Source organism: Corynebacterium sp. HMSC14B06, from assembly GCF_001807075.1.
GTDB classification, from domain to species: domain Bacteria; phylum Actinomycetota; class Actinomycetes; order Mycobacteriales; family Mycobacteriaceae; genus Corynebacterium; species Corynebacterium jeikeium_D.
On sequence record NZ_KV787355.1, the window covers coordinates 139,366 to 164,853 of the forward strand.

19 protein-coding genes are annotated in these 25,488 nt (G+C 59.3%); 7 read left to right on the forward strand and 12 right to left on the reverse strand.

The window, feature by feature from the left end; translation table 11 throughout:
- Window positions 1-82: 82 nt before the first annotated feature.
- The 4 genes from HMPREF3130_RS00685 to HMPREF3130_RS00700 are packed head-to-tail and all read left to right on the forward strand — an operon-like array spanning window position 83 to window position 3,750.
- The gene (locus HMPREF3130_RS00685; RefSeq protein ID WP_070429106.1) at window positions 83-1,156 is read left to right on the forward strand and encodes a heme/hemin ABC transporter substrate-binding protein; all 1,074 of its coding nucleotides are present in this window, start codon (window positions 83-85) and stop codon (window positions 1,154-1,156) included.
- A gap of 11 nt (window positions 1,157-1,167) precedes the next feature.
- A complete protein-coding gene (locus HMPREF3130_RS00690; protein ID WP_049172506.1) occupies window positions 1,168-2,247 on the forward strand; it encodes a FecCD family ABC transporter permease in 1,080 nt (359 codons plus the stop codon).
- Window positions 2,247-3,071 (forward strand): ATP-binding cassette domain-containing protein, encoded by an 825-nt coding sequence (locus HMPREF3130_RS00695; protein ID WP_083276304.1) that lies wholly within the window; start codon window positions 2,247-2,249, stop codon window positions 3,069-3,071. Before HMPREF3130_RS00690 ends, HMPREF3130_RS00695 begins: the two co-directional genes overlap by 1 nt.
- Window positions 3,064-3,750, forward strand: coding sequence for a biliverdin-producing heme oxygenase (locus tag HMPREF3130_RS00700; RefSeq protein ID WP_070429107.1), 687 nt, complete (start codon window positions 3,064-3,066; stop codon window positions 3,748-3,750). The genes HMPREF3130_RS00695 and HMPREF3130_RS00700 overlap by 8 nt, the downstream gene beginning before the upstream one ends.
- A 44-nt stretch (window positions 3,751-3,794) precedes the next feature.
- Here HMPREF3130_RS00700 and HMPREF3130_RS00705 read toward each other — a convergent pair whose 3' ends face one another.
- The 4 genes from HMPREF3130_RS00705 to HMPREF3130_RS00720 form a co-directional block, all read right to left on the reverse strand.
- The gene (locus HMPREF3130_RS00705) at window positions 3,795-4,484 is read right to left on the reverse strand and encodes a hypothetical protein (RefSeq protein ID WP_241482042.1); all 690 of its coding nucleotides are present in this window, start codon (window positions 4,482-4,484) and stop codon (window positions 3,795-3,797) included.
- Between the two features lie 421 nt (window positions 4,485-4,905).
- Entirely contained in the window at window positions 4,906-6,669 is a 1,764-nt protein-coding gene (locus HMPREF3130_RS00710; protein ID WP_070429108.1) for a phospho-sugar mutase, read from the reverse strand.
- A 10-nt stretch (window positions 6,670-6,679) separates the two neighbouring features.
- Window positions 6,680-7,330 carry a deoxyribose-phosphate aldolase gene (gene deoC / locus HMPREF3130_RS00715; protein ID WP_070429109.1) on the reverse strand — a complete coding sequence of 217 codons (651 nt, stop codon included), beginning with the start codon at window positions 7,328-7,330 and terminating at the stop codon, window positions 6,680-6,682.
- 105 nt (window positions 7,331-7,435) lie between these two features.
- Window positions 7,436-8,722 carry a thymidine phosphorylase gene (locus HMPREF3130_RS00720; protein ID WP_070429110.1) on the reverse strand — a complete coding sequence of 429 codons (1,287 nt, stop codon included), beginning with the start codon at window positions 8,720-8,722 and terminating at the stop codon, window positions 7,436-7,438.
- 169 nt (window positions 8,723-8,891) lie between these two features.
- Between HMPREF3130_RS00720 and HMPREF3130_RS00725 the strand changes: the two genes are divergently transcribed.
- Both HMPREF3130_RS00725 and HMPREF3130_RS00730 read left to right on the forward strand, forming a co-directional pair.
- Window positions 8,892-9,311 (forward strand): cytidine deaminase, encoded by a 420-nt coding sequence (locus tag HMPREF3130_RS00725; RefSeq protein WP_049189792.1) that lies wholly within the window; start codon window positions 8,892-8,894, stop codon window positions 9,309-9,311.
- A gap of 45 nt (window positions 9,312-9,356) precedes the next feature.
- Window positions 9,357-10,574 carry a NupC/NupG family nucleoside CNT transporter gene (locus tag HMPREF3130_RS00730; RefSeq protein ID WP_048732023.1) on the forward strand — a complete coding sequence of 406 codons (1,218 nt, stop codon included), beginning with the start codon at window positions 9,357-9,359 and terminating at the stop codon, window positions 10,572-10,574.
- A gap of 35 nt (window positions 10,575-10,609) precedes the next feature.
- Here the strand turns inward: HMPREF3130_RS00730 and HMPREF3130_RS00735 are convergent, their stop codons facing one another.
- The 3 genes from HMPREF3130_RS00735 to HMPREF3130_RS00745 all read right to left on the reverse strand — a co-directional run bounded on the left by HMPREF3130_RS00735 (window position 10,610) and on the right by HMPREF3130_RS00745 (window position 15,222).
- Window positions 10,610-11,803: a YihY/virulence factor BrkB family protein gene (locus HMPREF3130_RS00735; RefSeq protein WP_224783750.1), complete on the reverse strand. Its 1,194-nt coding sequence runs from the start codon at window positions 11,801-11,803 to the stop codon at window positions 10,610-10,612.
- Between the two features lie 143 nt (window positions 11,804-11,946).
- Window positions 11,947-12,948 carry a sugar-binding transcriptional regulator gene (locus tag HMPREF3130_RS00740; protein WP_049172610.1) on the reverse strand — a complete coding sequence of 334 codons (1,002 nt, stop codon included), beginning with the start codon at window positions 12,946-12,948 and terminating at the stop codon, window positions 11,947-11,949.
- 240 nt (window positions 12,949-13,188) lie between these two features.
- Window positions 13,189-15,222 carry a M13 family metallopeptidase gene (locus tag HMPREF3130_RS00745; RefSeq protein ID WP_070429111.1) on the reverse strand — a complete coding sequence of 678 codons (2,034 nt, stop codon included), beginning with the start codon at window positions 15,220-15,222 and terminating at the stop codon, window positions 13,189-13,191.
- Window positions 15,223-15,328: 106 nt separating this feature from the next.
- Between HMPREF3130_RS00745 and HMPREF3130_RS00750 the strand changes: the two genes are divergently transcribed.
- A complete protein-coding gene (locus HMPREF3130_RS00750) occupies window positions 15,329-16,255 on the forward strand; it encodes a glycoside hydrolase family 25 protein (RefSeq protein WP_069359693.1) in 927 nt (308 codons plus the stop codon).
- Between the two features lie 27 nt (window positions 16,256-16,282).
- On the opposite strand, the gene HMPREF3130_RS00755 is transcribed toward HMPREF3130_RS00750, so the two are convergent.
- From HMPREF3130_RS00755 to HMPREF3130_RS00775, 5 genes are all read right to left on the reverse strand, one after another.
- Window positions 16,283-17,311 (reverse strand): TIGR00730 family Rossman fold protein, encoded by a 1,029-nt coding sequence (locus tag HMPREF3130_RS00755; protein ID WP_070429112.1) that lies wholly within the window; start codon window positions 17,309-17,311, stop codon window positions 16,283-16,285.
- Window positions 17,312-17,351: 40 nt separating this feature from the next.
- Window positions 17,352-20,750, reverse strand: coding sequence for an arabinosyltransferase domain-containing protein (locus HMPREF3130_RS00760; protein ID WP_070429113.1), 3,399 nt, complete (start codon window positions 20,748-20,750; stop codon window positions 17,352-17,354).
- Window positions 20,751-20,882: 132 nt separating this feature from the next.
- Window positions 20,883-22,916, reverse strand: a complete 2,034-nt coding sequence (locus HMPREF3130_RS00765; protein WP_070429114.1) for a galactan 5-O-arabinofuranosyltransferase — start codon at window positions 22,914-22,916, stop codon at window positions 20,883-20,885.
- 74 nt (window positions 22,917-22,990) lie between these two features.
- A complete protein-coding gene (locus tag HMPREF3130_RS00770) occupies window positions 22,991-24,445 on the reverse strand; it encodes an MATE family efflux transporter (RefSeq protein WP_070429115.1) in 1,455 nt (484 codons plus the stop codon).
- On the reverse strand, window positions 24,427-25,488 hold the full coding sequence (locus HMPREF3130_RS00775) for a PLP-dependent cysteine synthase family protein (protein ID WP_069359689.1): 1,062 nt from the start codon (window positions 25,486-25,488) through the stop codon (window positions 24,427-24,429). The genes HMPREF3130_RS00770 and HMPREF3130_RS00775 overlap by 19 nt, the downstream gene beginning before the upstream one ends.

Genomic DNA, 25,488 nt, shown 5'->3' on the forward strand with positions numbered 1-25,488 from the left:
TCTTTGTTACTAGTGTTAGTCGTTATTTAGTCATTCTTTTTGTCGTCTATCTCCGTGCAGCGTCAGCTCACAGAGGGGGAATATGTTCACCGTGCCTGCCTGTCGCGTTCGCAGTCTTGCCGGAACACTGCTGAGTGTTGTCCTAGTCGCAGGACTAGTCGCCTGTGGTTCCGATGATGCCGCGAGGGAGGGGGCATCGTCGTCAAGCGCTGGCGTGACGACGGTTCCGCGCGCCGACAACATTTCCGCTCACGGTGCCGCGCATGCGAACCTGCCTTCGGAAAACCCCGAAGTGCTGCTGAAAGACCCGAAACCGGCGGCGGACAAGGACTACCAGCGTATTCTCACGCTTGACCGGGCGGGAGCACTCAGTCGTGCGGTCTACACGCTTGGCCTCGGAGACCGTCTGGTGGGGCGCGACTCCACCTCCGATTTCCCGGCGGTAAAGGATTTGCCGAACCTCACCATCGGCGGGCATGCAGTCAATGCTGAGTCGGTGATGAAGCTAAAGCCGGAGCTCATCATTACCGATGGCACGATTGGCCCTAGCCGTGTCTTCGACACGTTTGAAAAAGCGGGGATCACCGTCGTCCATGTGTCGGACGAGCGCACTCCCGAGACCATCAACACGCTTATCGACGAAGTTGCGGGCGCAGTCGGCCTGGCTGACCAAGTTGGCCCGGTGAAGGAGCACCTGGACAAGGAGCTGGCGGCTGCGACCGAGTACGCGCAGGCCAAGGCCGATGGCCGCAAGATGATGATTCTCTACGTGCGCGGAACCGGTGTGGCCATGATTGCGGGACCGGATTCTGGTGGGCGTTCTCTGATCACTCGTCTCGGCGGTGTCGATGCCGGTGAGGGCGTGGGTATTGAGGGTGCGTTCACGCCTATTACTCCGGAGTCCCTGATTGCTGCGGCTCCCGACACCATCTTGGTGATGACCGGTGGCCTGGAGTCCGTCGGCGGGATTGAAGGTCTGAAGGAGATCCCGGGCATCGCACAGACCCCGGCGGGCCAGAATGAGTCCGTTGTGGACGTGCCCGATTCGCAGCTGCTGTCCTTTGACTCGCAGTCGCCGCGTGCGATTCGCGCCATTGCGGATGCTCTCTACGGTGGCGGTGCTGGTGATGGCGCTGACAAGACTGCGGGAAAGTGACTGGCTGAGCAATGCAGACAACCGCGAACAAAACTAGTCCGTTCAGACAGGTGGCCGTTTTCATTGGACTCGCCCTAGCGCTGGTGCTGGCAATAGGTTGGTCGGCCTCCGTGGGGCAGTTCGGCGCTACCATCGGCGAATCACTGAGCTCAATGGTGAGGCTAGTGTTCAATGGCGGTCTCGGTGACGCGCCAGAGCCCATCGACACCGTGCTGTGGCAAGTGCGACTGCCGCGCATCGCGCTGGCCTGCCTCGTTGGCGCGGGGCTCGCCCTCGCAGGTGTGGCGCTGCAAGCGGTGTTCGGCAACCCGCTTGCCGAACCCGGCCTCATCGGCGTTTCCTCCGGCGCCGCGGTCGGCGCTGCCACCGCCACAGTTTTGGGCACCGCCGCCGGGCTTTCCGGAGTGCTCGGCGGAGTGTTGAGTGTCTTCGCCAGCAGCTGGGCCATTGCGGTCTCAGCTTTTATTGGTGGCGCGGTAGCCACGGCTATTGTGGCCGCCAATGCGCACGGTGGCCGCGATATCGCTCGAATCATTCTGGTCGGTGTGGCTGTGAACTCCATCTGTGGTGGTCTGGTTTCGCTCCTGACATTCGTAGCCTCCACGGCTGCCCGCGACCGCATTGTGTTCTGGCAGATGGGCTCGTTTGCCAGTGCCACCTGGACGCAGGTTGTCATTATTACGTTGGTGACAGTTCCGGCCGTAATTGCCATGTGGGTCAGCTACCGCAAGCTGGACATTCTGAGTCTTGGTGAAGCGCAAGCCCGCCACCTGGGTATTAACGTCGTCACGCTGCGTCGCGCCATCATTTTTGGCACGTCCCTGGTCGTGGCGGCTGGTGTGGCATTTTCCGGCATCATCGTCTTCATCGGCCTGGTCGTGCCGCACGCTGCACGACTGCTGCTGGGACCAGCGCATCGCACGCTGATTCCTGCATGCATCCTCGGCGGCGCGCTGGCCACAACGCTGGCCGACCTCGCGGCCCGCACCATGATCACCGGTGCGGACCTGCCGCTGGGAATGCTCACCTCGATCGTCGGTGGCCCGCTGTTCTTCTGGCTGCTCCTGCGTTCGAAGAGGGCGGTGCACTAATGGAAATTCACTCTGGCCTGGGCATTTCTGCCGAAAATGTCAGCATCACCCTGGACGGTCACCGCATTCTCAACGATATTTCCGTGGTCGCCGAGCCCGGAAAAGTCACCGCGCTGGTCGGCCCGAATGGTGCTGGAAAGTCGACACTGCTCGCAGCGCTTTCCGGCGACCATGAGCTCAGCGGCGGCAACGTCCGGATCGGCGAGCACTCCATTACCGAGCTCTCCATCGCCGACCTGGCCCGCTACCGCGCCGTCCTGGTACAGAGCCAAGAACTGTCCGTGCCATTCACCAGCCGCGAAGTAATCAACTTCGGACGCAACCCCTGGGGCTGCCCGAACGAAGAGCTGCTCGCGGAAGTCATCACTGAATGCGACGTCGCGCACCTCCTTGACCGGGAAGTCCCGACCCTCTCCGGCGGCGAGCGCGCCCGCGTCCACAGCGCGCGCGTGTTCTACCAGGACACTCCTGTCGTGCTTCTCGACGAACCGACCGCAGCCCTGGACCTCCACCACGCCGAAAAAATCATGGGAATGATGCGCGCCCGCGCGGCGGCGGGCAAAGCCGTGGTCGTGGTCCTGCACGATTTGTCCGCCGCAGCGGCGTATGCCGATCACGTTGTGGTGGTGGCGCAGGGGCGCGTCGTAAAGCAAGGCCCGCCTGCGGAAACCCTGGATGCACAGACCGTCAGCGAAGTCTCCGGCATCGGTGTGGAAGTGCTTCAGGACTCCGCGGGCAACCCCGTGCTGGTGCCTCAGCGTGCGGGCCACAATCTCTCACCCCAGTCTCCGAACCTCACAGAGAAAGAAGAAAATCATGGTTGAAAACACGATTAAAGAAGGTGACAAGCAGGCTGCTCAGCCCCTGGCAGAGCGACTCAAAGTGGAGACTGCGGGTGTCCACAGTGAAGCGGAGAACTCCGACTTCATGTCGAGGCTGCTTGCGGGTGAACTGAATGCGCAGGCGGCCATCGATCTAACTGGTCAGCTCTACTTTGTGTACGAAGCGTTGGAGCAGGCAGTGCGGTCCACTGCGGAGTCGCCGCAGGTCAGAGCGGTCTACGATGCGCAGCTGGAGCGCCTGGAGGCTCTGGCGGCCGACCTTGAACATTTGGTGGGGCCTGACTGGCGGGAAAAGATCTCGCCAGTGGAGGCGACAAAGAACTACGTGGCCGAGCTTCGTGAAATCGAAAGCAACGGCAACGCCAACGCCGCATTGGCACACCATTACGTTCGCTACCTGGGCGATCTTTCTGGTGGTCAGGTGATTGCGTCCATGCTGGCCAAGCATTACGGCATCGGTGCGGAGGGAACCCGATTCTATGACTTCTCCGCGATCGGAAAAATTAAGCCCTACCGCGACGGCTACCGACAGAGTCTGTCTGAGCTGGGTATTTCGGATGCCGACAAAGATGCCGTGGTTGACGAGGCGAAAAAGGCATTTCGTCTCAACCGGGCCATTTTCCACGACCTAGCTGGCGGCCTAGACGACGCTGTGGCGTAGGTCGCGGACTGGAGTGCTGTGGCCGTGGCGGTGGGCGGTATGCGTTAGCCGATGTACACCACTGCGTTACGGCCACCCGTGCACTTGATGTTGCCGCCAGCAGGACGGCACCACATGTTGTAGGTCAGGCCAGTCGTTGGGCTGTAGGCCGTGATGGTGCCGGATTCCGCACCAGTGGAATTGCGGTAGCGGACGTAGGCGCTGTGTACATTTCGAACGAACGGATCGCTCGTTGAGGACGTGCCCTTCCATGCGCTGGAGAGGTTGCCGCCAGCCAGGCCCGATGAGCGAGACGAGCCCGAATTACCGGATGAGCCACTCGAATCTTGAACAACCACGGTCTCAGTCTGTGTGACCGGTGGGTTGGGCTGGCTCGAAGCATCGGCAGCGGCCTGTGTAGTGGCAGCCGTCTGTGTGTCGGCCGCAGTTACCGAGTCATCTTTACTCAGGGTGACATAAAGTACCGCGCCAACCAGGCCCAGCAGGACCACGACCAGCACTGAAATGAGCGCAATCATTGCGCCGGAAGTACCTGATCTTTGCTGCGGATACGCCGGGGCTGCGTAAGCGAAAGTTGGTGCCGGCTGCCCAGCGAATTGGGGCTGTGGTTGTGGTTGGGGTTGAGGTGCCTGGTTCGGGTACACGGGGCCGAAAGAACCGGTGGAAGGATTCGAATTGTAGTTGGGGTCTGAGCTGGGGAACTCGTTATGCGACATGCTGGACGTACCAATCACGAGGAGGAAGTGTTCCCCCTGTGATGAGCCCAACCCGCGTAGCGAATGGTGCTCCATCCCCTGGGGACACGGTTAACGGCTTTTATTGTATTACTGGGAAAACTGTAAAGCATGTTAGGAGACGCATGTCTTGCGCAAAATGCGGCAAGGACGGGTTTAGCTAGACCCGAAATGAGGTGGTGAGCTTCAAATGAGGCTGTGACCATCGAGAAACTGCCTAAGTTTATGTCAGTTTCGGCACTAATTTCTGCTTGTTTTTGTCATAAACCTAGTCAGTAACTCATGAGCCGGTCCAAGACTCCGGGCTGCATATGTGAAACTGGGGCGCGCGTGAAACCCCACGGCCATTTTTCGGCCGTTTCGTTCATGCGCACCCCAGTTTGTTGCGAGGTGTAGCTGGTAGCTGGTAGCTGCTTAGTGGCTACATCCCCAGGATTTCCTTGAGCTCGGCCTTAATCTGGTCGAGCCGCTCGGCCGCGGCCACGTGCGGAATCGCGGCCGAAGCGACCGGCAGCACGACTTCCAGGTAGCACTTCAGCTTCGGTTCCGTGCCGGAAGGCCGGGCAATGACGCGGTCGTTGGCCTCGGTGAGGATGAGAATGCCGTCGGTAGGCGGGATGTGATAGCTCTCGGCCTTGGCGTCGACCATGTCTAGGCCGTCATTCATGTCCGTGACCTGCGTGACCTTCGATCCGGCCAGCTGTGCAGGCGGGTTGGCGCGCAGAGTGTCCATGCCCTTGGTAATCAGCGAGCGGTCCTCGACTCGGAAGGTCAACGGGGCGGTCTTGTAGAGGCCGTGGGCGCAGGCGACCTCATCCAGCAGGTCCTGAATGCCCAGCCCCTGGCCCTTCAGACGCGCCACCGCGTCGGCGACACGCACCGCCGCAGATACGCCGTCCTTGTCTCGCACGACTGCCGGATCGGTGCAGTAGCCAATGGCCTCCTCGTAGCCGAAGACGAGCCCGTCCACACCAGCAATCCACTTAAAGCCAGTCAGTGTAGCGCGATAATTCAGTCCGTGACCTGCGGCAATCTTGCCCAGCAGGCGTGAGGACACAATCGAGTTAGCCATTGTGGCCGGAAACTCTGCGCCCTCATCATTGGTCACGGTCGCAATCCCACGGGCCTCGGCATCCGCAGCGATGACTTCACCCAGAAACGCACCGATGTCATCGCCGGAGAGCTGTCGCCAGCCGCCGTCGACGCCGCTATCCGGAATAGCCACCGAGCAGCGGTCCGCATCCGGGTCAGCCGCGATGATGACATCCGCGTCTTCGGCACGCGCGAGCTCAAACGCAAGATCCAGCGCACCGGCTTCCTCCGGGTTCGGGAACGATACCGTCGGGAACTCCGGATCCGGCGCGAACTGCTTTTCGACCACGCTGACATTCGAGAAACCTGCCGCGTTCAGTGTGCGCACGATGTTCTCGCCACCGACACCATGCATCGGGGTGAGAACAATCTTCGCTGCCTGCTTCTCTTCGCTTGACGACGTCGTTGCGAGCGCAGCCGCCCGTTTCACATAGGAATCAAGCAGTTCAGAACCCACCTGCTCGACGGCATCGAAGTCACGCGGGACCTCATCAGCTGGTGGTGCAGCGGCAATGGCGTCCGCAATTTGCTTGTCATGGGGCGCGATAATCTGGACGCCTCGGCGGGAATCAGACTCCACCGCGCGGCCACCGAGGTAAACCTTGTAACCGTTGTCCTTCGGCGGATTGTGGCTGGCTGTGACCATAATGCCGGCATCGGCATTGAGGTGGCGTACGGCAAAGGCGGTCACCGGTGTGGGCAGCTGCTGCGGCAGGGCCAGGGCCTTGCCACCGGCTGCGGCGACAACCGCGGCGGCATCGCGGTGAAAATCAGCGGAGCCGTGGCGGGCATCGCAACCAATGACCACGGTGAAGTCATCGCCGACAATGTTCTTCAGATGCGCAACCAGGCCAGCGGTGGCACGGATGACCGTGGCACGGTTCATGCGAGACTGACCAGCGGCAACGACACCGCGAAGACCTGCAGTGCCGAATTCGAGTGGCCCGGCGAAACGGCTTTCCAGCTCGGCAATCGCATCGGGGTTGGCGGCCTTGGCTTCGTCGTAAAGCGAAGAGAGCTCGGCGGCGGTGGCCTCGTCCGGATCGTGGGCGATCCAATCGGTGATGGTGGCTTGTAGCTGTTCGGAGAGCATCGGGGTTCGCCTACTTCAGACCGTCGAGGACAGCGGCGGAGGAAGAAAGGCCCAGGCGAGAGGCGCCAGCGGCGATCATTTCCTCAGCGGCAGCGGCATCGCGGATACCGCCAGAAGCCTTGACGCCCAGGCGGTCGCCCACGGTTTCGCGCATGAGTTTCACGGCGTGAGCGGAAGCGCCGCCAGCTGGGTGGAAACCTGTGGAGGTCTTGACGAAGTCTGCGCCTGCGGACTCGGAGGCCTTGCAAGCTGCGATGATTTCCTCATCGGTCAGGGCGGCCGACTCGATGATGACCTTCAGAACCTTGCCCGGAATGGCATCGCGAACAGTCTTGATTTCGGCCTCAAGGTCGTCGAAGCGGTGCTCCTTGGCGAAGGCGATGTTGATGACCATGTCAATCTCTTCGGCACCATCGACCACGGCGCGGGCGGCCTCGGTGGCTTTGACCTCGGCCTTCACCGCACCGGAGGGGAAGCCTACGACAGTGGCGATGTGCAGGCCCTCAGGCACCTCGACTGGGAGCTCCGAGGGGGAGATGCAGATGGAGTAGGTGCCGAGCTTGCCGGCCTCAGCGATAAGAGCCTTGACCTGGTCAGAGGTGGCTTCTGGCTTGAGCAGGGTGTGGTCAATCATCTTGGCAACATCAGCGCGGGAAGTCATGGGAGAAATCAAGTCCTTTCGGAAATTTGGGAGAGAGCTTAAAAGTAGGGAGATGGCGGGCTCGGGACGGGGAAGTGGCGCCGGCGCGAGCCCGTCAGAAATTTTCTAGGACACGCGATCGAGGATAATCTCGTGCTCGGCTGTCGGCGCGGTGTCGCCGATTTCAATGCCCGGCTCGATGGACTCGAGAGCGCGCTCGAACTTATCCGGAGTTTCAGTGTGCAGCGTGAGCAGCTTCTGACCCTTGACCACCTTGTCTCCCGGCTTGGCGAAAATCTCAATACCGGCAGTGGCCTGCACCGGATCATCCTTACGAGCACGTCCCGCGCCCAAGCGCCAGGAACCAACGCCGAGAGCCAGTGCATCCAGCTTGGTCAGGTAACCGTCAGCCTGCGCAACCACATCGTGCGTGTGAGGTGCCACCGGCAACGCGGCATCCGGATCGCCGCCCTGAGCGCGGATCATCTTCTTCCACGAATCCATTGCGCGGCCGTCCTTCAGAGCCTGCTCCACGTCAGCATCGTGTACGCCGGCCAGCTCCAGCATGTTTCGGGCCAGCTCACAGGTCAGCTCCACGACGTCCGTGGGGCCACCGCCAGCGAGAACCTCCACCGATTCGCGGACCTCGAGGGCGTTGCCGATGGTCAGGCCCAGCGGAGTGGACATGTCCGTTAACAGTGCGCGGGTATTCACGCCCGCGTCGTTGCCCAGGTCAACCATGGTGCGGGCCAGTTCGCGGGCCTGATTCAGATCCTTCATGAAAGCGCCTGAACCGACCTTGACATCCAGCACCAAGCTGGAGGTGCCCTCCGCAATCTTCTTGGACATGATCGACGAGGCAATCAGCGGAATGCAGTCCACCGTCGAGGTGATGTCACGCAGCGCGTAAATCTTCTTATCCGCAGGTGCCAGACCCGCACCGGCTGCTGCGACGACCGCGCCGGAATCCTCCAGGATCTGCATCAAGCGGTCATTCGGAACATCAGCCTGCCAGCCAGGAATGGATTCCAGCTTGTCCAGGGTGCCGCCGGTGTGGCCGAGGCCGCGGCCGGACAGCTGCGGGACGGCCACGCCGTAGGAGGACACCAGTGGGCCCAGCGGCAGCGTGATCTTGTCACCGACACCACCGGTGGAGTGCTTGTCCGTGGTGGGCTTGCTCAGCGATGCGAAGCTCATGGTCTCGCCCGAGTCAATCATCGCCTGAGTCCAATCCACAATTTCGCGACGGTTCATGCCGCGGATAAAGATGGCCATGTTCAGCGCCGCCATCTGTTCATCGCCCACGACGCCGCGAGTGTAGGCGTCAATGACCCAGGAAATCTCTTCCGGACTGAGTTCACCGCCATCACGCTTTACCTTGATGACGTCAACTACATCGAACTTTTCAGCCATTGTTCGCTCCTTTTATAGGCGATTGTGCTTAGCGATATTGGTCTTGTGAACTCTGCTGATTCCGATTATCATCAGCACTAGAACAAATGTCAATAGTTAACTTTCCATTTGTACCCACATAAGTATGTTTGCATAAACACCTCGCACAGGCTCGGGGAGGGAGAGCACAATGTCCCACATCTCAGACGAAGAACTACTGGCTAAGGCCTACGCAGCCACGGAAAACTCGTACGTCCCCTATTCAGGTTTTCCGGTCGGTGCCGCACTTCTGCTTGACGACGGCACGGTGGTCACAGGCTGCAACGTGGAAAATGCGTCCTATGGGTTGACCAACTGCGCAGAGCGCACAGCCGTGTTCCGCATGGTCGCGGAGCACGGCGGCAACCATAAGATTGCGGCCTGTGCCATTGTCGGGCGAAAGGCGGCACCGTGCCACCCCTGTGGTGCCTGTCGGCAGGTCCTGCACGAATTTGGGTGCAAGCGTGTCATTGTGGAATCCGAGCGCCCGGAAAATGGTGGTTTAGGCGCTCCGGCCAGCATCGACTTCGAAAAAATTCTCCCTTACGCCTTTGGTCCCGAGGACCTGTAGGCATCATCACCACAGCCTCTTTTATCAAGAAAGAAGACCTTAGTCATGGATAGACTGCAAGGCTTACTGGGCATCATCCTCGTCATCGGATTTGCCATTGCTATCTCAAAGAACAGGAAAGCCATTAACTGGCGCACGCTCGGCGTTGGCCTGCTGCTGCAAGCGGTGTTCGCGCTGGTAGTGCTGAAGTGGGAACCCGGCTTCCAGGCGTTGAAGAGCGTCGCCGGTGCCATTGAGAAGATGATCGACTTTACAAATGAGGGCACCTCATTTGTCTTCGGTAATCTTTTCGACGGCACGGGGAAAAACTTCGTCTTCGTGCTCAACGTGCTGCCAGTGATCATCTTCCTGGGCGCAGTCCTCGGTGCCCTCTACTACCTGCGGGTAGTGCAGTACTTCGTTGAGTATGTCGGGTCCGCACTGAAGTTCATTATGGGAACCTCGAAGGTAGAGTCCGTCTTCGCTTCCACGGTGATTTTCCTCGGGCAGTCGGAGGCTCCGCTCGTCGTTAAGCCGTATATTCCGAAACTGACCAAGTCGGAGCTGTTCGCATGTATGTCGGGCGGTTTTGCTTCGGTGGCCGGATCGACGTTGATTGGTTACTCCCTGCTCGGTGCGCCATTGGAGTACCTGCTGGCGGCATCGGTAATGAACGCGCCGGGCTCGCTGCTGATTGCGAAGACTTTCTGGCCGGAGACGGAGGAATCCGATCTGGATGCGTCGGTGAAGGATGTCCGCGACACTGAGTCGAAGAACGTCATTGACGCGCTAGGATCGGGTGCGTTGGCCGGCGGTCGTATCGCTGTGGTTGTGGCATGTCTGTTGATTGCGTTCATCGCTGTGATTGCGATGCTGTCGGCCATGATTGGCGGCATCGGCGGCTGGTTCGGTCAGGAAAACTGGTCACTGGAGGGGCTGTTCGGCCTAATCTTCGCGCCGATTGCCTGGTTGATTGGTGTGCCGTGGGAGAACGCAGGGCTGGTCGGTAGCTTCATTGGTGAGAAGACGATTCTGAACGAGTTCGTCGGCTACACCTCGTTCTCGGAGCACGTCGACTCGCTGGATCCGAAGTCCATCATGTTGGCGACCTTCGCCCTGGCTGGCTTCGCCAACCTGTCTTCCATTGCAATTCAGATCGGTTCCTTCGGTGCGCTATCGCCGGAGCGTCGCGGTGAGATTGCCAAGAACGGTCCGCTGGCGCTGATTGCGGGTCTGTGCACCAACCTGCTCAACGCTGCAATTGTGGGTGTGATTGCGCTATAGCTAGGTGCTTGCTGTGTGGTTAGTTACTGGCCCTGCTAGTCGATCTTCTGGAACGGATCGGTAGCAGGGTCAGTCTCAGCAGCGGGCTGCGAGGAAAAATCTTCAGTTGCTTCTGCTGGCATTTTATCCAGGCGGTCGGGTTCCTCAGTTCGGAATTCGGCCGCCTGCTTTTCTAGATTCTGATGGATTTTCTGCTCGCCCTCGGCGGCCGCGGTAGCTCGGGGTGGAAGCTGGATGTATCGCTCTGCGGGCAGGCCGGCGCGCAGTTGGCGCATCCTCTCAACCTCGGCATCCAGCTTGAAGCCGAAGACCACGACGACATTAATGCCCCAAAGTGCAGTCATGAGAGCAATGACGGCACCCATGGCGCCGTAGGGGTTTGAAGCCGCAAAGTTGAACAGGTAAAGCTGCAATGCCTTGCCAATACCCAGCGAGCTGATAATTGCCAGTGCCGAACCGGTACTGAGCCAGCGGAATTTGCGCATGCGCACATTCGGTGTGAAGTAGTACAGCGAGCCAATCAGAATCATCGACATGACGATAATGACCGGCCAGCGCAGCCAACTCCAGACGGAGATGCAGAAGTCAATGACCTGTCGCGTGGTCGATTCAATACCCAACGGGCGGGCAACCGGTTCGACGATGGTGATAACTAGCTGGTCATTGACAACAATCGCAATGAGCAGTACCACCGTGCCAATGAGCAGCAATAGCGTAATGGCGACCATGAGCAGGTGGTAGCGAATAAGCGTGCGGCCTTCGGATACGCCATAGATGGAGTTACCCGTGCGCGAAAATGCGCGCGTGTAGGCCGACGACGAAATCAGCGCAAAGACAATACCGATAGTCAGTGCGACGAGACCGCCCGTGGCGGAGCCGATAATCGTTGAGATGACATTGCGAATCGGTTCGGCATACTCAGCTGGAATGTAGCTGCGGATGAAATCCTCGGTCAGTCGGTTGAGGTCATCGGTGTAACCGGCCAACATCAGCGTGGCAATTGAGTAAATCGCAAGCAGTGCGGGTGCGAAGGTTAGCACCGTGTAGTAAGTCAACTTCGCGGCGGCGTCGAAACCGAGCTCCAAGAAAAACTCGATACCCGCACGCTTGAGAGCGTAGAGCGCTCCTTTCCACCCCACGGGTGGCAGCTTCTTCGCGGACTGAGCAAAAGATGCGTCCGCCGACTCGTAGGCCTGGAGTGTGTGCTTGATCTGCTGTGCTGGTGACACCTAAAGAATCGTCCTCTCCGACCGGACAGCGGCTGCAACATATATGCGGACATCTGCGCTCGCTTAAGTCTATCGGTCGAAGAGGGCAGAGACGCTTCTCGGGCCCGGGTGTCAGTTCTTTGTACTGATGCGTCCCGAGACAGCTAATCCGTGGCAGAGGGAGGGGTGGAGCTAGTGGGTGAGTCTGGCGAGCCCGGTGAGTCCGATGAGTCGAGCGAAAGTAGGCGCTCGGCGGTGGCATCGTCAATGACCAAGTGAGTGGCCAACTTTGTTCGAAGGGCCACATCGATAGCCTCGGCCTTGTGTGCGCCACCGGCCACAAGTACCCGAGTGGGGATCCGGCGCAGGTCAGAGAGGCTGATACCTACCGTGCGGGCATCGACCTCTGGCAGCGCAATGCCACCGTCCGGGCGGTAGAAGCGTGAGCAGGCATCGCCCACTGCGCGCTCCACGAGTAAGTCCTTTTCGGTTGCCGACAGCTGCCCCAAGTTCAAGGCCAGTGAATCATGGTCGACTGCGCCGACAGTGAAAACGGCAATGTCCACCGTCCGGCCAAGCGCCAATACGCTGGCGATGAACCGATCCTGTTCCACGATGCGCTTGGTCTCGACCGAATCGAAAATCACCGGCAGCGGCAATGTGCGGGCATAGGCATGGAAAGCGTGGCAGAACCCGCCAATAGTGCGGATGTCATTCGTCGACTTATCGGAATGACTCATTCCGCCCTTGAGCTGCACAATTTCCACGCCCGAGACATCCTTGGACTTCAGTTGCGTGGATACGGAGTACATGGTCTTACCCCACGAAACACCGAGAAGGGTACCGTCGACCACCAGCTCGTCGAGAAGCTCGGCGCCCACACGCCCCAACTCGCGGAGCAAGACCGCGTTGCCAGCGCGTGCCGGTTGCGCCAGGCGCACATCGTTGAGCTGGTAGCGATCCCGCATCTGCGTCGCGGTCTCTGAGGCTTCCTCGCGCGGGTCGTGGATTTCAATGCGCACGTAACCGCGCTCACGGCCAAGGTTGAGCAGTTTAGAGACCGTTGGGCGGGAAACCCCGAGTTCGGTTGCAACCTGAGACTGTGTGAGCCCCTCGCCGTAATAGAGCTTGACGGCGGTGAGTGCTTGGATGTCGCGGGTGTCCACAGCGGCCTCCTCCAGCAAGAGCACTTAGTAAGCGCACTTGTAACAGGAACCTCGCTTGATTGGGACCCTGCCCGACTTGGTCATCGGGAAAGCGTGCGCCTCACCTGTGATTTTAGTTCTACGTTTGCAAAAACAAAAAGTCAGCTTTTGCATTTGTAGTAAACGGTGAGGCATTTGCTGTCCCCGGAGGCTGCGGAAGGCATCGGAGGGTATCGCAGCGCAGGTTGAGTTCCCGCAGAATTACCAGATATTCACGCGCTCATTCGGCTCACGCCACATGCCGTCCCCCGCTGAAGTGCCGAAGGCCTCATGGAACTCATCGATGTTGCTGGCAATGACGTTGCAGCGGAACTCCGCCGGCGAGTGCGGGTCAATGGCAAGCAGCTGACGTGCAAACTCCGGACGAATCTTGGAACGCCAGACCAGTGCCCACTGCTTGAACAGGTCACGGTAGGTCTCGGGGGTGTCCTCCAACCCGAGTTCCTTTCCGCGGGCAGCGAGGAAACGGCGGAAAGCGACGACAGCAATACCAAGCCCGCCCAAGTCACCGATGTTCTCTCCCAGGGTGAAGCGACCGTTGACACCGGGCAGGTCAGCGCCCTCCTCGGCCTGCTCGCGCAGAGCCTGCGGAACCAGGCCCTCGTACTGGTCCACCAGTGCGGAGGTCAGCTTCTCAAAAGCTGCGCGATCCTCATCGGTCCACCACTGGTGAAGGTTGCCGTGACCGTCATACTGCGAGCCCTGGTCATCAAAACCATGACCAATCTCGTGACCAATAACCGCACCGATGCCACCGAAGTTCTCCGCTGGGGAAGCGTCCGGTGAGAAGAACGGCGACTGCAAAATCGCAGCCGGGAACGTGATGTCATTGACCACCGGATTGTAGAAGGCATTGACCGTCTGCGGAGTGCCATGCCACTCATCACGATTGGCCGGGGTTCCCAGCTTTGCCACCTCATAATCATGCGCAAAAGCGCTGGCAGCGCGAGCATTGTCCATCAGTGAATCCCCGAGCTCCATCGCCGAGTAATCACGCCAACGCTCCGGGTAGCCAATCTTGGCCTTAAACAGCGACAGCTTCTCCAGCGCCCGCTCCTGTGTCGCCTTCGTCATCCACGGCAGCTTCGAAATTCGCTCCCGGTACGCCGCCAGCAGGTAGTCCACCAGTTCCAGGACCTGCTCCTTGTACTCCGGAGGGAAGTGCTTTTCCGCATACAGCTTGCCGACGTCATGTCCAACCGCCCCGTCCGCAAAGGCAACACCACGCTTCCAGCGTGCACGCTGCTCGGTCGAACCCTGCAGGGTGCGGCCGTAGAAGTTAAAGCTCTCCGCAGAGAAGTCATCCGACAGGTAGGCGGCGCGCTGGTGGAGGACGCGCCACAGTGCCCACAGGCGCAGATCTGCCAGGTCAGTGTCCTGCCACAACTTGCTCAAGTGCTCGAAGTACGACGGCATCATCACCACGATGGTGTCGATGGCAGTCTGGTTCGTCTCATTGACACCGGTGGCCGCGAGCCACTCCGCGACCGGGAAGCCGGTGGGGAGGTCAGAAATGGCCGTCTTGTTATAGGTCTTCAGTGCATCGCGGGTATCGACCACATTCCAGTGACCAGCGGCAATACGCTTTTCAAAAGCCACGATGCGCGCCGCCGCAGCGGCCGGGTCCACCAACTCGAATGCAGCAAGCGCGGTGGAGAGGTTCCCCGCGCCGTCGTCATGCGAGGAGAGAAGCTTCAACATAGCGGCAACATGCTGCTCATAGGCAGCGAGGGTGTCGGCGTGACCAGGCTCGCGGTAGTAAGCCTCATCCGGGAGGCCGAGGCCCGACTGCAACAGATAGAGAGCATCCAGGTCCGAGCCGGAATCCTTCTCTACCCAGTACCCGAGCGCACCACCGACACCGAGGCGGTCGAGGCGGCCGAGCGCCAACGCCAGCTCATGCGCGTTCTCGGCGGAGGCAATCATTTCTAGATCCTGCGCGAGAGGAGCTGCGCCGGCGTTATTAATAGCGGCTTCGTCCATAAAAGAGTTGTACAAGCGAGCGACGCGGGAATTCGGATCCGCATCGGCGGCAGTGGTGATGAGCTCGCGGACGTTTTCCTCCGCCTCATCCCGCAGCTTGTAAAAGGCGCCATCGATGGGGCGGTCAGCCGGGATGACGTGATTGCTAATCCACCCACCGTTGGTGGCCAAGTAGAGGTCATCCTGCGGGCGAGGAGTTGTTGAGAATTGGGACGTTGCGGACTGGGTCTCAGTATTAGTGCTATTTGTCATGCCGCCAGTCTAGGGGCAAGGGCGGATTGAAGCTGTGACTGGAGGGGTGGAATAAGTTTAGGCTTACGAATGGGGCTGAAGTGGTTTAGGGGGTAAGGTGCAAACCATGAAATTTCTTCCACTTTCCGCGAACGCGGTGTTGAAGCGACGCCCGGGACGCGCCACTTTGGCAAGTATCGTGGCCGTTGCGCCGCTGACCTTGGGTGTTATTGCACCGGCAGACGCACAAACACAGGACGCATCTGCACACTCCAACCAGTCCGCTGCTGATTCCAAGGGGTCGCTCGACTTTTTGACTGTTCAGGAGTCGCAGGGCTCTGATGCCAACGGTTCGTCAACTGGTTCGGCTACCAGCGCATCGTCAAACTCGGCTCGCACCGGCTTCAACATGGGGCCGACCGGCGTGGACGTTTCCAAGTGGCAGCGCCCAGGTGGCGTCGCGCTGAAATGGGACGAGGTCGCAGCCAGCGGCCAGAAGTTCGCTTTCATCAAGGCCACCGACGGTGTCGAAGGTGACCAGAAGTACTTCCTCGAGGACTCCATTGCTGCAGCGAAGGCCGGTCTGTATGTGGGCAGCTACCACAAGGCACATCCGGATCGCTCCGCAATTGCGCAGGCTGACCAGTACGTAGAAGCACTGCAGCAGCGCGATGAGCAAATCTCCACAGACAAGACACTGCCGCCGGTGCTGGACATCGAGCTGGATAATGGCCTCAACCCGACCCAGCTGCAGAAGTGGACCAAGGACTTCCTCGAGCGCGTAGAGGAAAAGACCGGCGAAACCCCGATGATTTACACCTACCGTTGGTTCTGGCAGAACCCGATGGGTAACTCGACCGACTTCACCGACTACCCGCTGTGGCTCGCCGCCTACGAAGACAGCGCTCCGACCTCGCTGCCGGGCGGTTGGGAGAGCATGGCCTTCTGGCAGCGTTCCTCCACCGGCCGCGTCGATGGCATCCCGACCATCGTGGATGAGGATGTCTTCAACGGCACCGAAGCTGAGCTGCAGCAGCTGGCTGCTGCTCACTAGCAGTGTGTTGTGGGGCCTGGGGGCAGGCTAAAACTTCGTCCGCCCCGCACGCCACGCAATCAACGCAGGCAGGAGCTTGTCGACGTCGTCGACGACGATAAGCGCATCGAGAAGCTCCGGTCGCACAAACCCCGCATCCACAACTTTGCGCAGGAGCGCCAACAGGGGCTCCCAGAAGCCCGAAGGTCCCAGCAACGCCACTGGCTTGGCATGAATCCCCAGGTGCTGCTGGGTCCACACCTCGAAGAACTCTTCCAGTGTGCCCGCACCGCCGGGGAGTGCAACAAAAGCATCGCCGAGCTCATACATGCGCGACTTTCGATCGGCCATAGTCGCAACAGTTTCCAGGTGAGTCAGCCGCGGATGGGCAATTTCCTTCTTGACCAAGACCTCGGGGATGACACCTGTGACACTGCCGCCGTCGTCAAGCGCTGCGTTAGCAACCGTGCCCATAAGACCAATCGCCGCGCCACCGTAGACGAGCTCCACCCGATTTTCCGCGAGTGTCTGGCCGAGACGTTCGGCGGTGACGCGCCAGGCGGGATCGTTGCCGAAGCCGGAGCCGCAGAAAACAGTTAGTGACGACAGTGCGCGCTGTGGCTGTTCACGGCCAGCGGCAAGCTGGGGCAGCTCTTCGCGGAGCTTCGGCAGAGTGGTTTCGACCAGCATAGGGGCGATTTTCCCGGTCGGTAGCCAGGGGTCGAGCCAGCGGACCTCTTCAATTTCGGCGTGGGGCTGAACGTTCGCCAGCTCATCGGTGAACTCGCCGACATAGCGCACATGGTGGCCGACGACCTCGAAGCCCGCCTCGTTGGCGGCGGCCGCACGGGCGATATTCCACGGACGCAGCTGCGATAGCTCGATGTCCACGCCGAGCTCCTCGGAGACTTCGCGCGCGGCGGTGACCTCCGGGTGATCGACGGACTCACCCGGCTCGAACTTGCCGCCGGGCAGCATGAACGTATCCGTGCCCCGCTTACGAACGCACAAAACCCGCCCCACCGGGTCAGTCACAACCATTGCGGCGACAACGATGGAACGGGTTTGTGCAGTCACTCGGTCTCCTTAGGTGAAGGAGGCACCGAGGCTCTTTCGCCTAGGGATCCTTCACAATCATCTTCCCGGGCGAGTATAGACCCGAGCGAGTGATATCTTCATACTCAATTTCGGCGACATCCGGCTTGACCTTGTCCTTATTCGGACGCGGCGAGAGCTTCTCGACGGAACCCCAGTCGCGGCGCCAGTCGTTCTTGAGGTAAGTCGGTACGGACGTAGCCTCATTCACAGCGTCGGAGAATCCGAGCGGACCACCGCCATCGACCGACTGCCAGACATCTGCACCGACGACCTTCAGGCCACGGTCCGGAGTGATGCGGTACTCCGGAAGCTCTGCGACACCTGCGTAGTGGTCGAACGGACGCTGGCACGGGAACTGGAAGGCAACCGGCCAGTCCGGGATAGTCGCAGTTTCCGGCGAAATGACATCAGTCATCGACTGCAGCTCGGCCAGGCGAGGAGGGGTCAGCGCCAGCCACTGATCCTCGGAGACGTCATTGTCCTCCGCTACCAGTCGCACAGCGGTCGCTCCCTCTGGGATCTCCTCGGTCAGGAAGCGCAGGTTACGCCAGGTCGGAGCAGGGCCGATATCAATCGGCTCCGACTCGGAGAGGACCTCGAAGCCATCCTCGTCGCCGCCCTTGCGACCGTACTCTGCCACCAGCTTGCGGCCCTGCTGAGCCACACCGTTGATGTCGTGGTGGAAGATACGGCCGGCCGCCGATACGACGAGCAGCGGGTGGTTCTCATCAATCTCAGGCAGCTGGAACCAGGAAGTTTCCAGGCTTGCAGGACGCTGAATGTCCTCGGAGTAGGAGCCAAGCACCGGCACCTTATCCGGATCCAAGCCAAATGGCAGCTCGACCTGCGAGCCGTTGACACCCTTGTCGGCACGCTTGCCGCCGTCGGTGCCCGACGCGGAGCCGCCCTCAACTGTGGCTTCCGGATCAGTAGACTGATCATCAGTGTCGGCAGTACTTGCCTGGCTCTGGCTGGTGTCCACAGCTTCGGCCTTCATGTTAGACGGGACGCCGTTCGGGTCGAAGCCACGGTTCTTGCCGCCACCGCGCAACGATTCCGCTAGCGGCTTGCCATCGACGGTATTCAGGAAGCCATCGTTCGGATCGGTTTCCATCAGCACATCGCTCGCCATATTACATGTCTGACCAGCCAAGGAGCGGATATTACCAGCGGCGACCGAGTATGCCGGGTACTGCGATACTGCGCCCTTGCCCAGCGAAGCCACCATGAACATCGTCACCAGCAGCGTCGTCACTGCAATCGGGGACGATGCAACTGCATTGATGCGGCGCGCGCGTGCCGACTTTTCCTGCGACTTCGGCTTGGTGCGGAACTCCTGGACGAAGTTCATTACGGCACCAGCCAGCAGCAGTAGCAAGGCTAGAGCCAATACTGCTGAACCCAGCTGGTGGCCGCGCAACTGAATAGTCTTGTCGAACCACGGCACACCGTAGGACGACACATACCACCAGCCGTTAATGCCCATCAGCGAGAAAGCGAGGATGAAGGTGATACCACCGGCAAAGAACAGCTGGTTGCGCGGGTTACCTGCTACCCAATGGCTAATGGCCATGGCGGCAAGTGCTGCCAGGGAAGCCGCGATGCCCGCGTATACGCCGAAGTGGTGCGTCCACTTTGTCGGCGTGAAGGTCAGGAAGAACATGGTGCCGATGAACATGAACACCAGGCGTGCCGACGGGCCGGCCAGAGCCCCCGGAACGGTGCGGTGACGAAGCAGCGCGGCAATCGTGATGGTCAAGCACGCCAGTGCAATCAGAACCGGGAAACGACGCGGGAAGGCGCCGTCGACCGACTGCAGCACCAGCCAGTAGTAGCGGACGTACTCGTTGTACCAAGGCTCCGACGGGCCGATGATGCTGCGGACGCGAATGGACTCGCGGACCGTGGCCAAAGTCTGGTCGCCGAAGACACCGGCCAAGATTGCGGTGCCCGCAGCCAGGAACGGCGCAATCTGCATCAGTGGGGCCTGCCAACCACCACCGAGAGCCTTATGGCGCTCAACGACAATGCGCACCAGCATCGGGATGCCTGCGAGCAGGGCAGCAACTGCCATTAGGCCCGTTGGGCCCGAGCCCAGTGCCAGCGTGGCGATAACCACTGCGACTGCAGCTGGCAGCAGGCGTCGAGTCAGAATTGCGCGCTCAATGAATGCCCAGGTCAGCAGGGATCCCAGAGCAATGACCGGCTCCGGGCGCAGTCCGTTGTTGTACGGCAGCCAGAAGGCCAACAGCACACCAGCAGCAGACCAGTAGGCCACCCGGCGCTGGGCAATCTTCTCGCCGAGGCGTGGGATAACCATTCGGGAAATAATGAACCACACCAGCAGTGCGGACAGCAGCGCCGGTAGTCGCATCCACAGTGACGAGGTGGACACCTTCACCATCAGCGACAGCAGGTCGTAGTAGGGGCTGCCGAACGGTGACTCAGGAGCGCCGAACCAACGGTAGTAGTTCGCCATGTAGCCCGACTCGTCGGAGACGCGCGCCATGGTGAAGATGTAACCGTCATCGGAGGTGTTGCCACCGATGAAGTGCCAAACAACCAAAATCGTGCCGACCAGGATGTCCAGCGGAGTCGGCTTCAGCGCACCGCGCTTGAACAGCGGAGTGAAGGGGGAACCGTCGATACGGTCAATGCGAGCCAACGCGACCAGGGAAGCCAGCGTCAGAAGCAGACCCAAGTACATGACGATGTACTTCACCACTGTCGGGTGTGAGGTGTAGCGGGAGTCGATGTTCATGTGGACATCGAGTCCATCGGCTACGGCCTTGGCCGCGTCGCCGTCAGCGGGCAGGTCAGTGTAGATACCGGTGACCTGCGGACGGTAATCGCCCTGTGTGGTGGCGGTGAGCTTCTCACCATCTGAGTTCTTGGCGCCGTCGATGTTGACGGTGGTTTTGTGCTCGGTGGAACGGATTTCCAGGATCCTGCCCTTGTTTGCGGCAAGCTCCTTCTTATCCAGGCTCATCACCACGCTGTCGCGCAGAATGACGTCGAGGCCGTCCTTGCCCGAACGCACCATCAGACCCCGTTTGGTCGGCTTATCCGCGGTCGGGGGGATAGTCGACAACAGGGTTGTCCGCTTGTCGGAAAGTTCATCCGTCAGGGACAGAGGCAGATCGACGCTCAGATCCAACGGTGCCTGCGCCATAAGCGGTGCATCCACTGAGTTCAGTGTGTCGCGCTGAGGCCAAGACACGGAGGACTGAGTATTCACGACCGGGAGGAACGGTGTGATGACAAAGCAAATGAAACCGACGATTCCAGCGATAATCGCTGTCCAACGAGTCAGTGTCGTAGGAGAGGGGCCGTCCATAGGCGGTCTCTCCACGCGGTCGATGGTCACTTCGGGTGAGCCGTCGACACTTTCTTTGATTTCTTTAGTTTCGGCAGTCACAAGGAAAGATACTACGGTAATTGGCGTTTTTCTTTGAGTTTGCAACGCGAAAGTTACATCACAGTTTCCACATTAGTAACAGGAATCACGTTTATAGCAGGGGATAGCCGCCCAATACCTACTTGCCAATACCTACTTGCGAACCGCCACTACGAACGGGCCGACCTGGTTTAGCTCCCAGTGCTTCTCAAATGCAGAGCGGGCAAAATTCAGGCTCCGGAAGACCACATTCGGATTGTTCGGATAGATATCATCCGCGATGTCCAACGTCAGTGGAGCGGCATCCTCGCCATCAGGTGTCTCAACCTCGCCCCGCAGCACAATGGCATCCGGTCCGCGCCACGGCGTTTCATCCATGGCCTGCACGAGCTCATCGGGGTCGCGAATCTCCGACCATTCCTCCAATGCCTGATTACGGCGGTCGAACTCACCCAGAGGGTTAGCGTAGTGGCTGGTCAGCGCCTGGAATCCGTACCAGGGATAGAGTGCTTGGAAATTCTTCTCATCCGTCAGCACCACTGTCTGGGCCGGATCGAGCCCGGCCTCCTTCAGCGTTTGGTCCACCGCTGAGTACCACGCCCCGGCATTCGGTGGGAAGCGGTCCGCGCGCTCGCCGTTACCGTCGGTGTCGGTATGCGCCAAGTCGATGGCACCATGCAACTTATTCGGAATCGACTGCGCGTAGCCAATGCCCGCCAGCAGCAAGACTGCCGCCATTACCGCGGAGACACGCTTGGCAATGTGAGCTGGTGCCGCCTGCGGCCAATACTTCTCGATGCCGTTGAGACGGGCGTCGGCAAGCGCGACCACACCAGCCGCGATCAGCATGAACGTAATCGGTGCGGTGAGGCGGAACCCCAGCAGCGTGCGTCCGAGCAGCGTCGCCACCATCGAGGCCACTACCCAGCCATAGAGCACCAGCGTGCCCAGGCCGAGCGCGCGGGCATCCGGCTCCGTGGCGCTGACCAGCATGCGCACGACACCGATGAAACACAGCACACCGATTACGCTGGCGGCGAGCATCGGCAAAGGCAGCTGCGCGCTCTCCGGGGGCAGGTAATGCGTCGCTGTCGCGCCCGAGCGCGGTGCCCCCGTCACAACCGCCAGCATGTACGGACCCCACACCGTCGCCGCAATCAGCATCGATCCCACGCCCATAATGATCAGGCGCACTACAGGCATCCACGAGCTTGACGACGTCCACGCGACCACGGCCAACACGACCACAATAAGCGCGCCTACGGCAGTGTAAAGAGTGTAGAAAGTCGCAGAAATACCCAGGAAGACGAGCACGCCAAACATGGCGGACCAAGCGCCGGTGAGACCGCGCCAGGCCATCACGGTCATCGCCGGAAGACCCATAGCAACGACTGCGGCGTAGGGCTCATCGGCGACAGTGGCCAGGGCGACGGCCGTGGTTGTCAGCGCAATGCCAGTGGCTACTGGCAGGGAGCCACTCAGGCGTTGCCACACCGGAATCAAAACACAGCCAGCAGCGGCGAGTGTCATCAACGCCCAGGGCTGGAAGACCTCCCAGCCGGCAATGCCCAGGATATTGGCCAGGCGTCCGCCCAGGAAGAACCAACCAGCGGGGTAGAAAGACGGGATGTCGATGTACGACATGTCATGCAGGCCAGGCTCCGCGGCCATCCTGGTGAGGTATTCAGTGCGGAACTCCTGGTCGACAGACAGACCGTCTAACCACAGCTTGGTCGAGCCCAGCGGCAGGCCGACGGCAGAGACCACCAGAATGGCCGGTGACATGTAAGCCAGCAGGTACGTCAACCACGTTAGCCACCGGGGGCGATTGTCTTTGCCCTTGGTGGCGAAGAAATACAGCAGGACGGTGGTGAGCGTCAGCGTGATGACAATCAGCGCTGTTGCGACCGCCCTGGTCAGCTGCGAGCCGCCAAAGGCCGGCAGTGACAGGCGGTGGAACACAAACCAGGACGCCAGAGCGATAACCGAACCGCCCACAAGCGCTGCGACCAGGTAGAGGAGGGCAGCCTTGAGGGAGAGCTGGTCATCATTGAAGATCTCGTAGCGATCTTCGTCGGTGAACTCGCCTGCGAGCCGGTTTGTGGAAAACTCTGTAGTTTCGTCAAAAGCTGGCGAAGCCTGTTGGGCTTCGCTGCATGATGAGGTGTCGGCCTGCTTGTCAACCATGCTTTTAAGTGTTGCACACGAACGTGAACGACCGGATACCTGCGACGTGGATATCGCTTTGAGGGACGAGTTCTTTAGAGTTTCACGGTAAGGTCTTTACGCGTCGCGAGAAGGAAAGCTCTCCAAAGGATTATTGAAGAACTGGCAAGCCCGATGACCAATCCCCACCACACCCCGTGAGGCCCTAGACCGATGGGAAAAGCAAGTATTAAAGCAGCTGGCAAACCTATAATCCAATAACCAGTGAGGGATGCCTTCAAACCAGTAGTGGTGTCGCTAATCCCGCGCAGGAGACCGATAGCTATGTTTTGTGCAGTATCGACAAATTCCATCACTGCGCCAATAGCCAACAACCCCAATGCGATGCTTAATGTCTCGGTGGCATTGGATTTCTCGGAGCTGTTTATAAATGGGGAAAGTACGAGGCGGGGAGCGCAAAGAAAGCTGACGGAAGCAACAGCAACGATGGCAGCCATCATCGTTTGAGTTCGAATGCCGACTTGGCGTGCAAGGGAGTTGTCATTCAGACCCCAAGCGCGACTCACAAGAATAGAGCTGCCGTGGGAGAACCCAACACCAATCTGGAAAACAATAAAGGTTATTTGATAGACGACGTTGTGCGCTGCGAGTGCTTCTGTGCCAAAGGATCCCATGACCATCGCCAGCACAGAAAACATGCCCGCTTCGGCTCCGTAGGTTGCTGAGACTGGAAGCCCCAGACGAAGCTGAGTGCGGACGAGGTGACGGAGCCTTCCGTGCATCGTGTCTCTGTCGGCACTCCAGAAATCGAGGGCAAGAAAAGTTGAGAGGTCGGGATCTCGGATGGTGATTCGCAGGTAAATTAGGGCCGACAATAAATGAACCAGTGTGGTGGACAGTCCAATACCTAGCAGCCCCAATGCAGGAATAGGCCCGAACCCGAAACCGAGTGCGTAGTTCAATGCTGCATTCACTACAATCATCGCCACGGTGATGTGCAGTAGAGATTTTGGTTTGCCGAGGCCTACACAAAACTGACGGGAGACTTGGAACCACAAACAAGGAACAAGACCTGGCGCGAGCAACCACATCATGGAAGTGGCTGCGGAACTAATCTCAGCGGACTGGCCGAAAAACGGTAGGGCGTAGGCAATCGCCATCAGAACCAGTGCTCCCACTAGACCGCTGACAGTTGCTAATAGCCAGCCGGTGCGTGAGAGGTTGCGAATTTCGCGTTGCAGCGTAGCGGCAGATAGTTCGGAGTCCGCTCGCTCGCGAGATTTGCTTTCGTAGAGTGAATGAGCCGACGCAATTCTATTGCCCAGCGGTGTTAATAGGCCCACGGCCATTGTGCGTATCTGGTTAAACCACACAACTGCCAAACCTCCGCCAGCAAGAGCCCCGAGGCTAAGTTGGCCCATCATGAAAGTGTCGGTGGTTGAAATTGCGATATTCGCAAGCTGTGTGCCGGCAAGGGGAAGAGACAACGCCAAAATCTGGCGGTTTAGTTTCTGAGAGGTAGCTCCGGGCACTACTTTTCCTTCGACCATGAAACTCGTGTTGAATTTAGCGAAATTGGGCTTTCCCCAGCGCGCAATGACATAACTTGTTCCCAAATTTTGGACTCGAGAGCTACATCGAGCAAATCGCGTTCGGCCATCCACTCATCGTTGAACACGGTATCTAGATACTTTTCCCCTCCATCGCACACCATGGTCAATGATGTAGAACCAGCGGGAAAGCTCGGTAGGAGCTCGAGGGCTGCCACTACGGCTCCACCGGCAGATCCTCCCAGTAGAAGTCCCGTATGCTTTGCGATCGCCCGACATGCAGCGAAAGCTGCCTTGTCGGATACCTTTGCTCCGTAGTCGAGTAAGTCGTAGCGAACCGAAGTGCCGATAACTGCACCTTCGGGGGTGCCCGTTCCAGATTGCCAATAGTCGTGTCCAGGAGCACCGAATGCAATGGAACCTTCCGGTTCGACGCCTATAATAGTGGGACGGTGTCCCAATTGATGGAGACGTTCAGTAACTCCAAAGAGACTTCCACCTGTGCCTACAGCACTGATGATATGAGATGGACTTGCTCCGAGATCATTCAAAATTTCATCAGCTGCAGGGTAATAACCCATTGAATTTGCAACATTGTCGTGCTGCTTCATGAATACCCAGCCGTGTTGTTTGCTGAGCTCCTCAGCATGGTTTTCTCTAGCCGATGTGGCGAGCGAATCGTCATCTTGATTGGAAACGAAGCACATCTGTGCATTCATTGCACGCATGGAGTTCAATTTATCTTTACAAGAATGATTATCGACGACTGCTACGAAGTCGTATCCGCGCTCAAGTGCAAGAAGTGCTAAGCCCTGTCCAGTATTACCGGAAGTCGATTCAACGATAGTGCCATGCTCTTGAAGTCGGTTATCCTGCTCTGCCGCCTTAATCATCGACTGGGCCATCCGGATTTTCGCACTTCCAGTTGGGTTGAATTGCTCGAGCTTAAGCAAAACGCGACTTTTCTGGGGAGTACAGACAAGCTCGAACAGAGGAGTATTGCCAATGAGTTGAGACATCTGCGTATAAATTCTTTTTGGCAT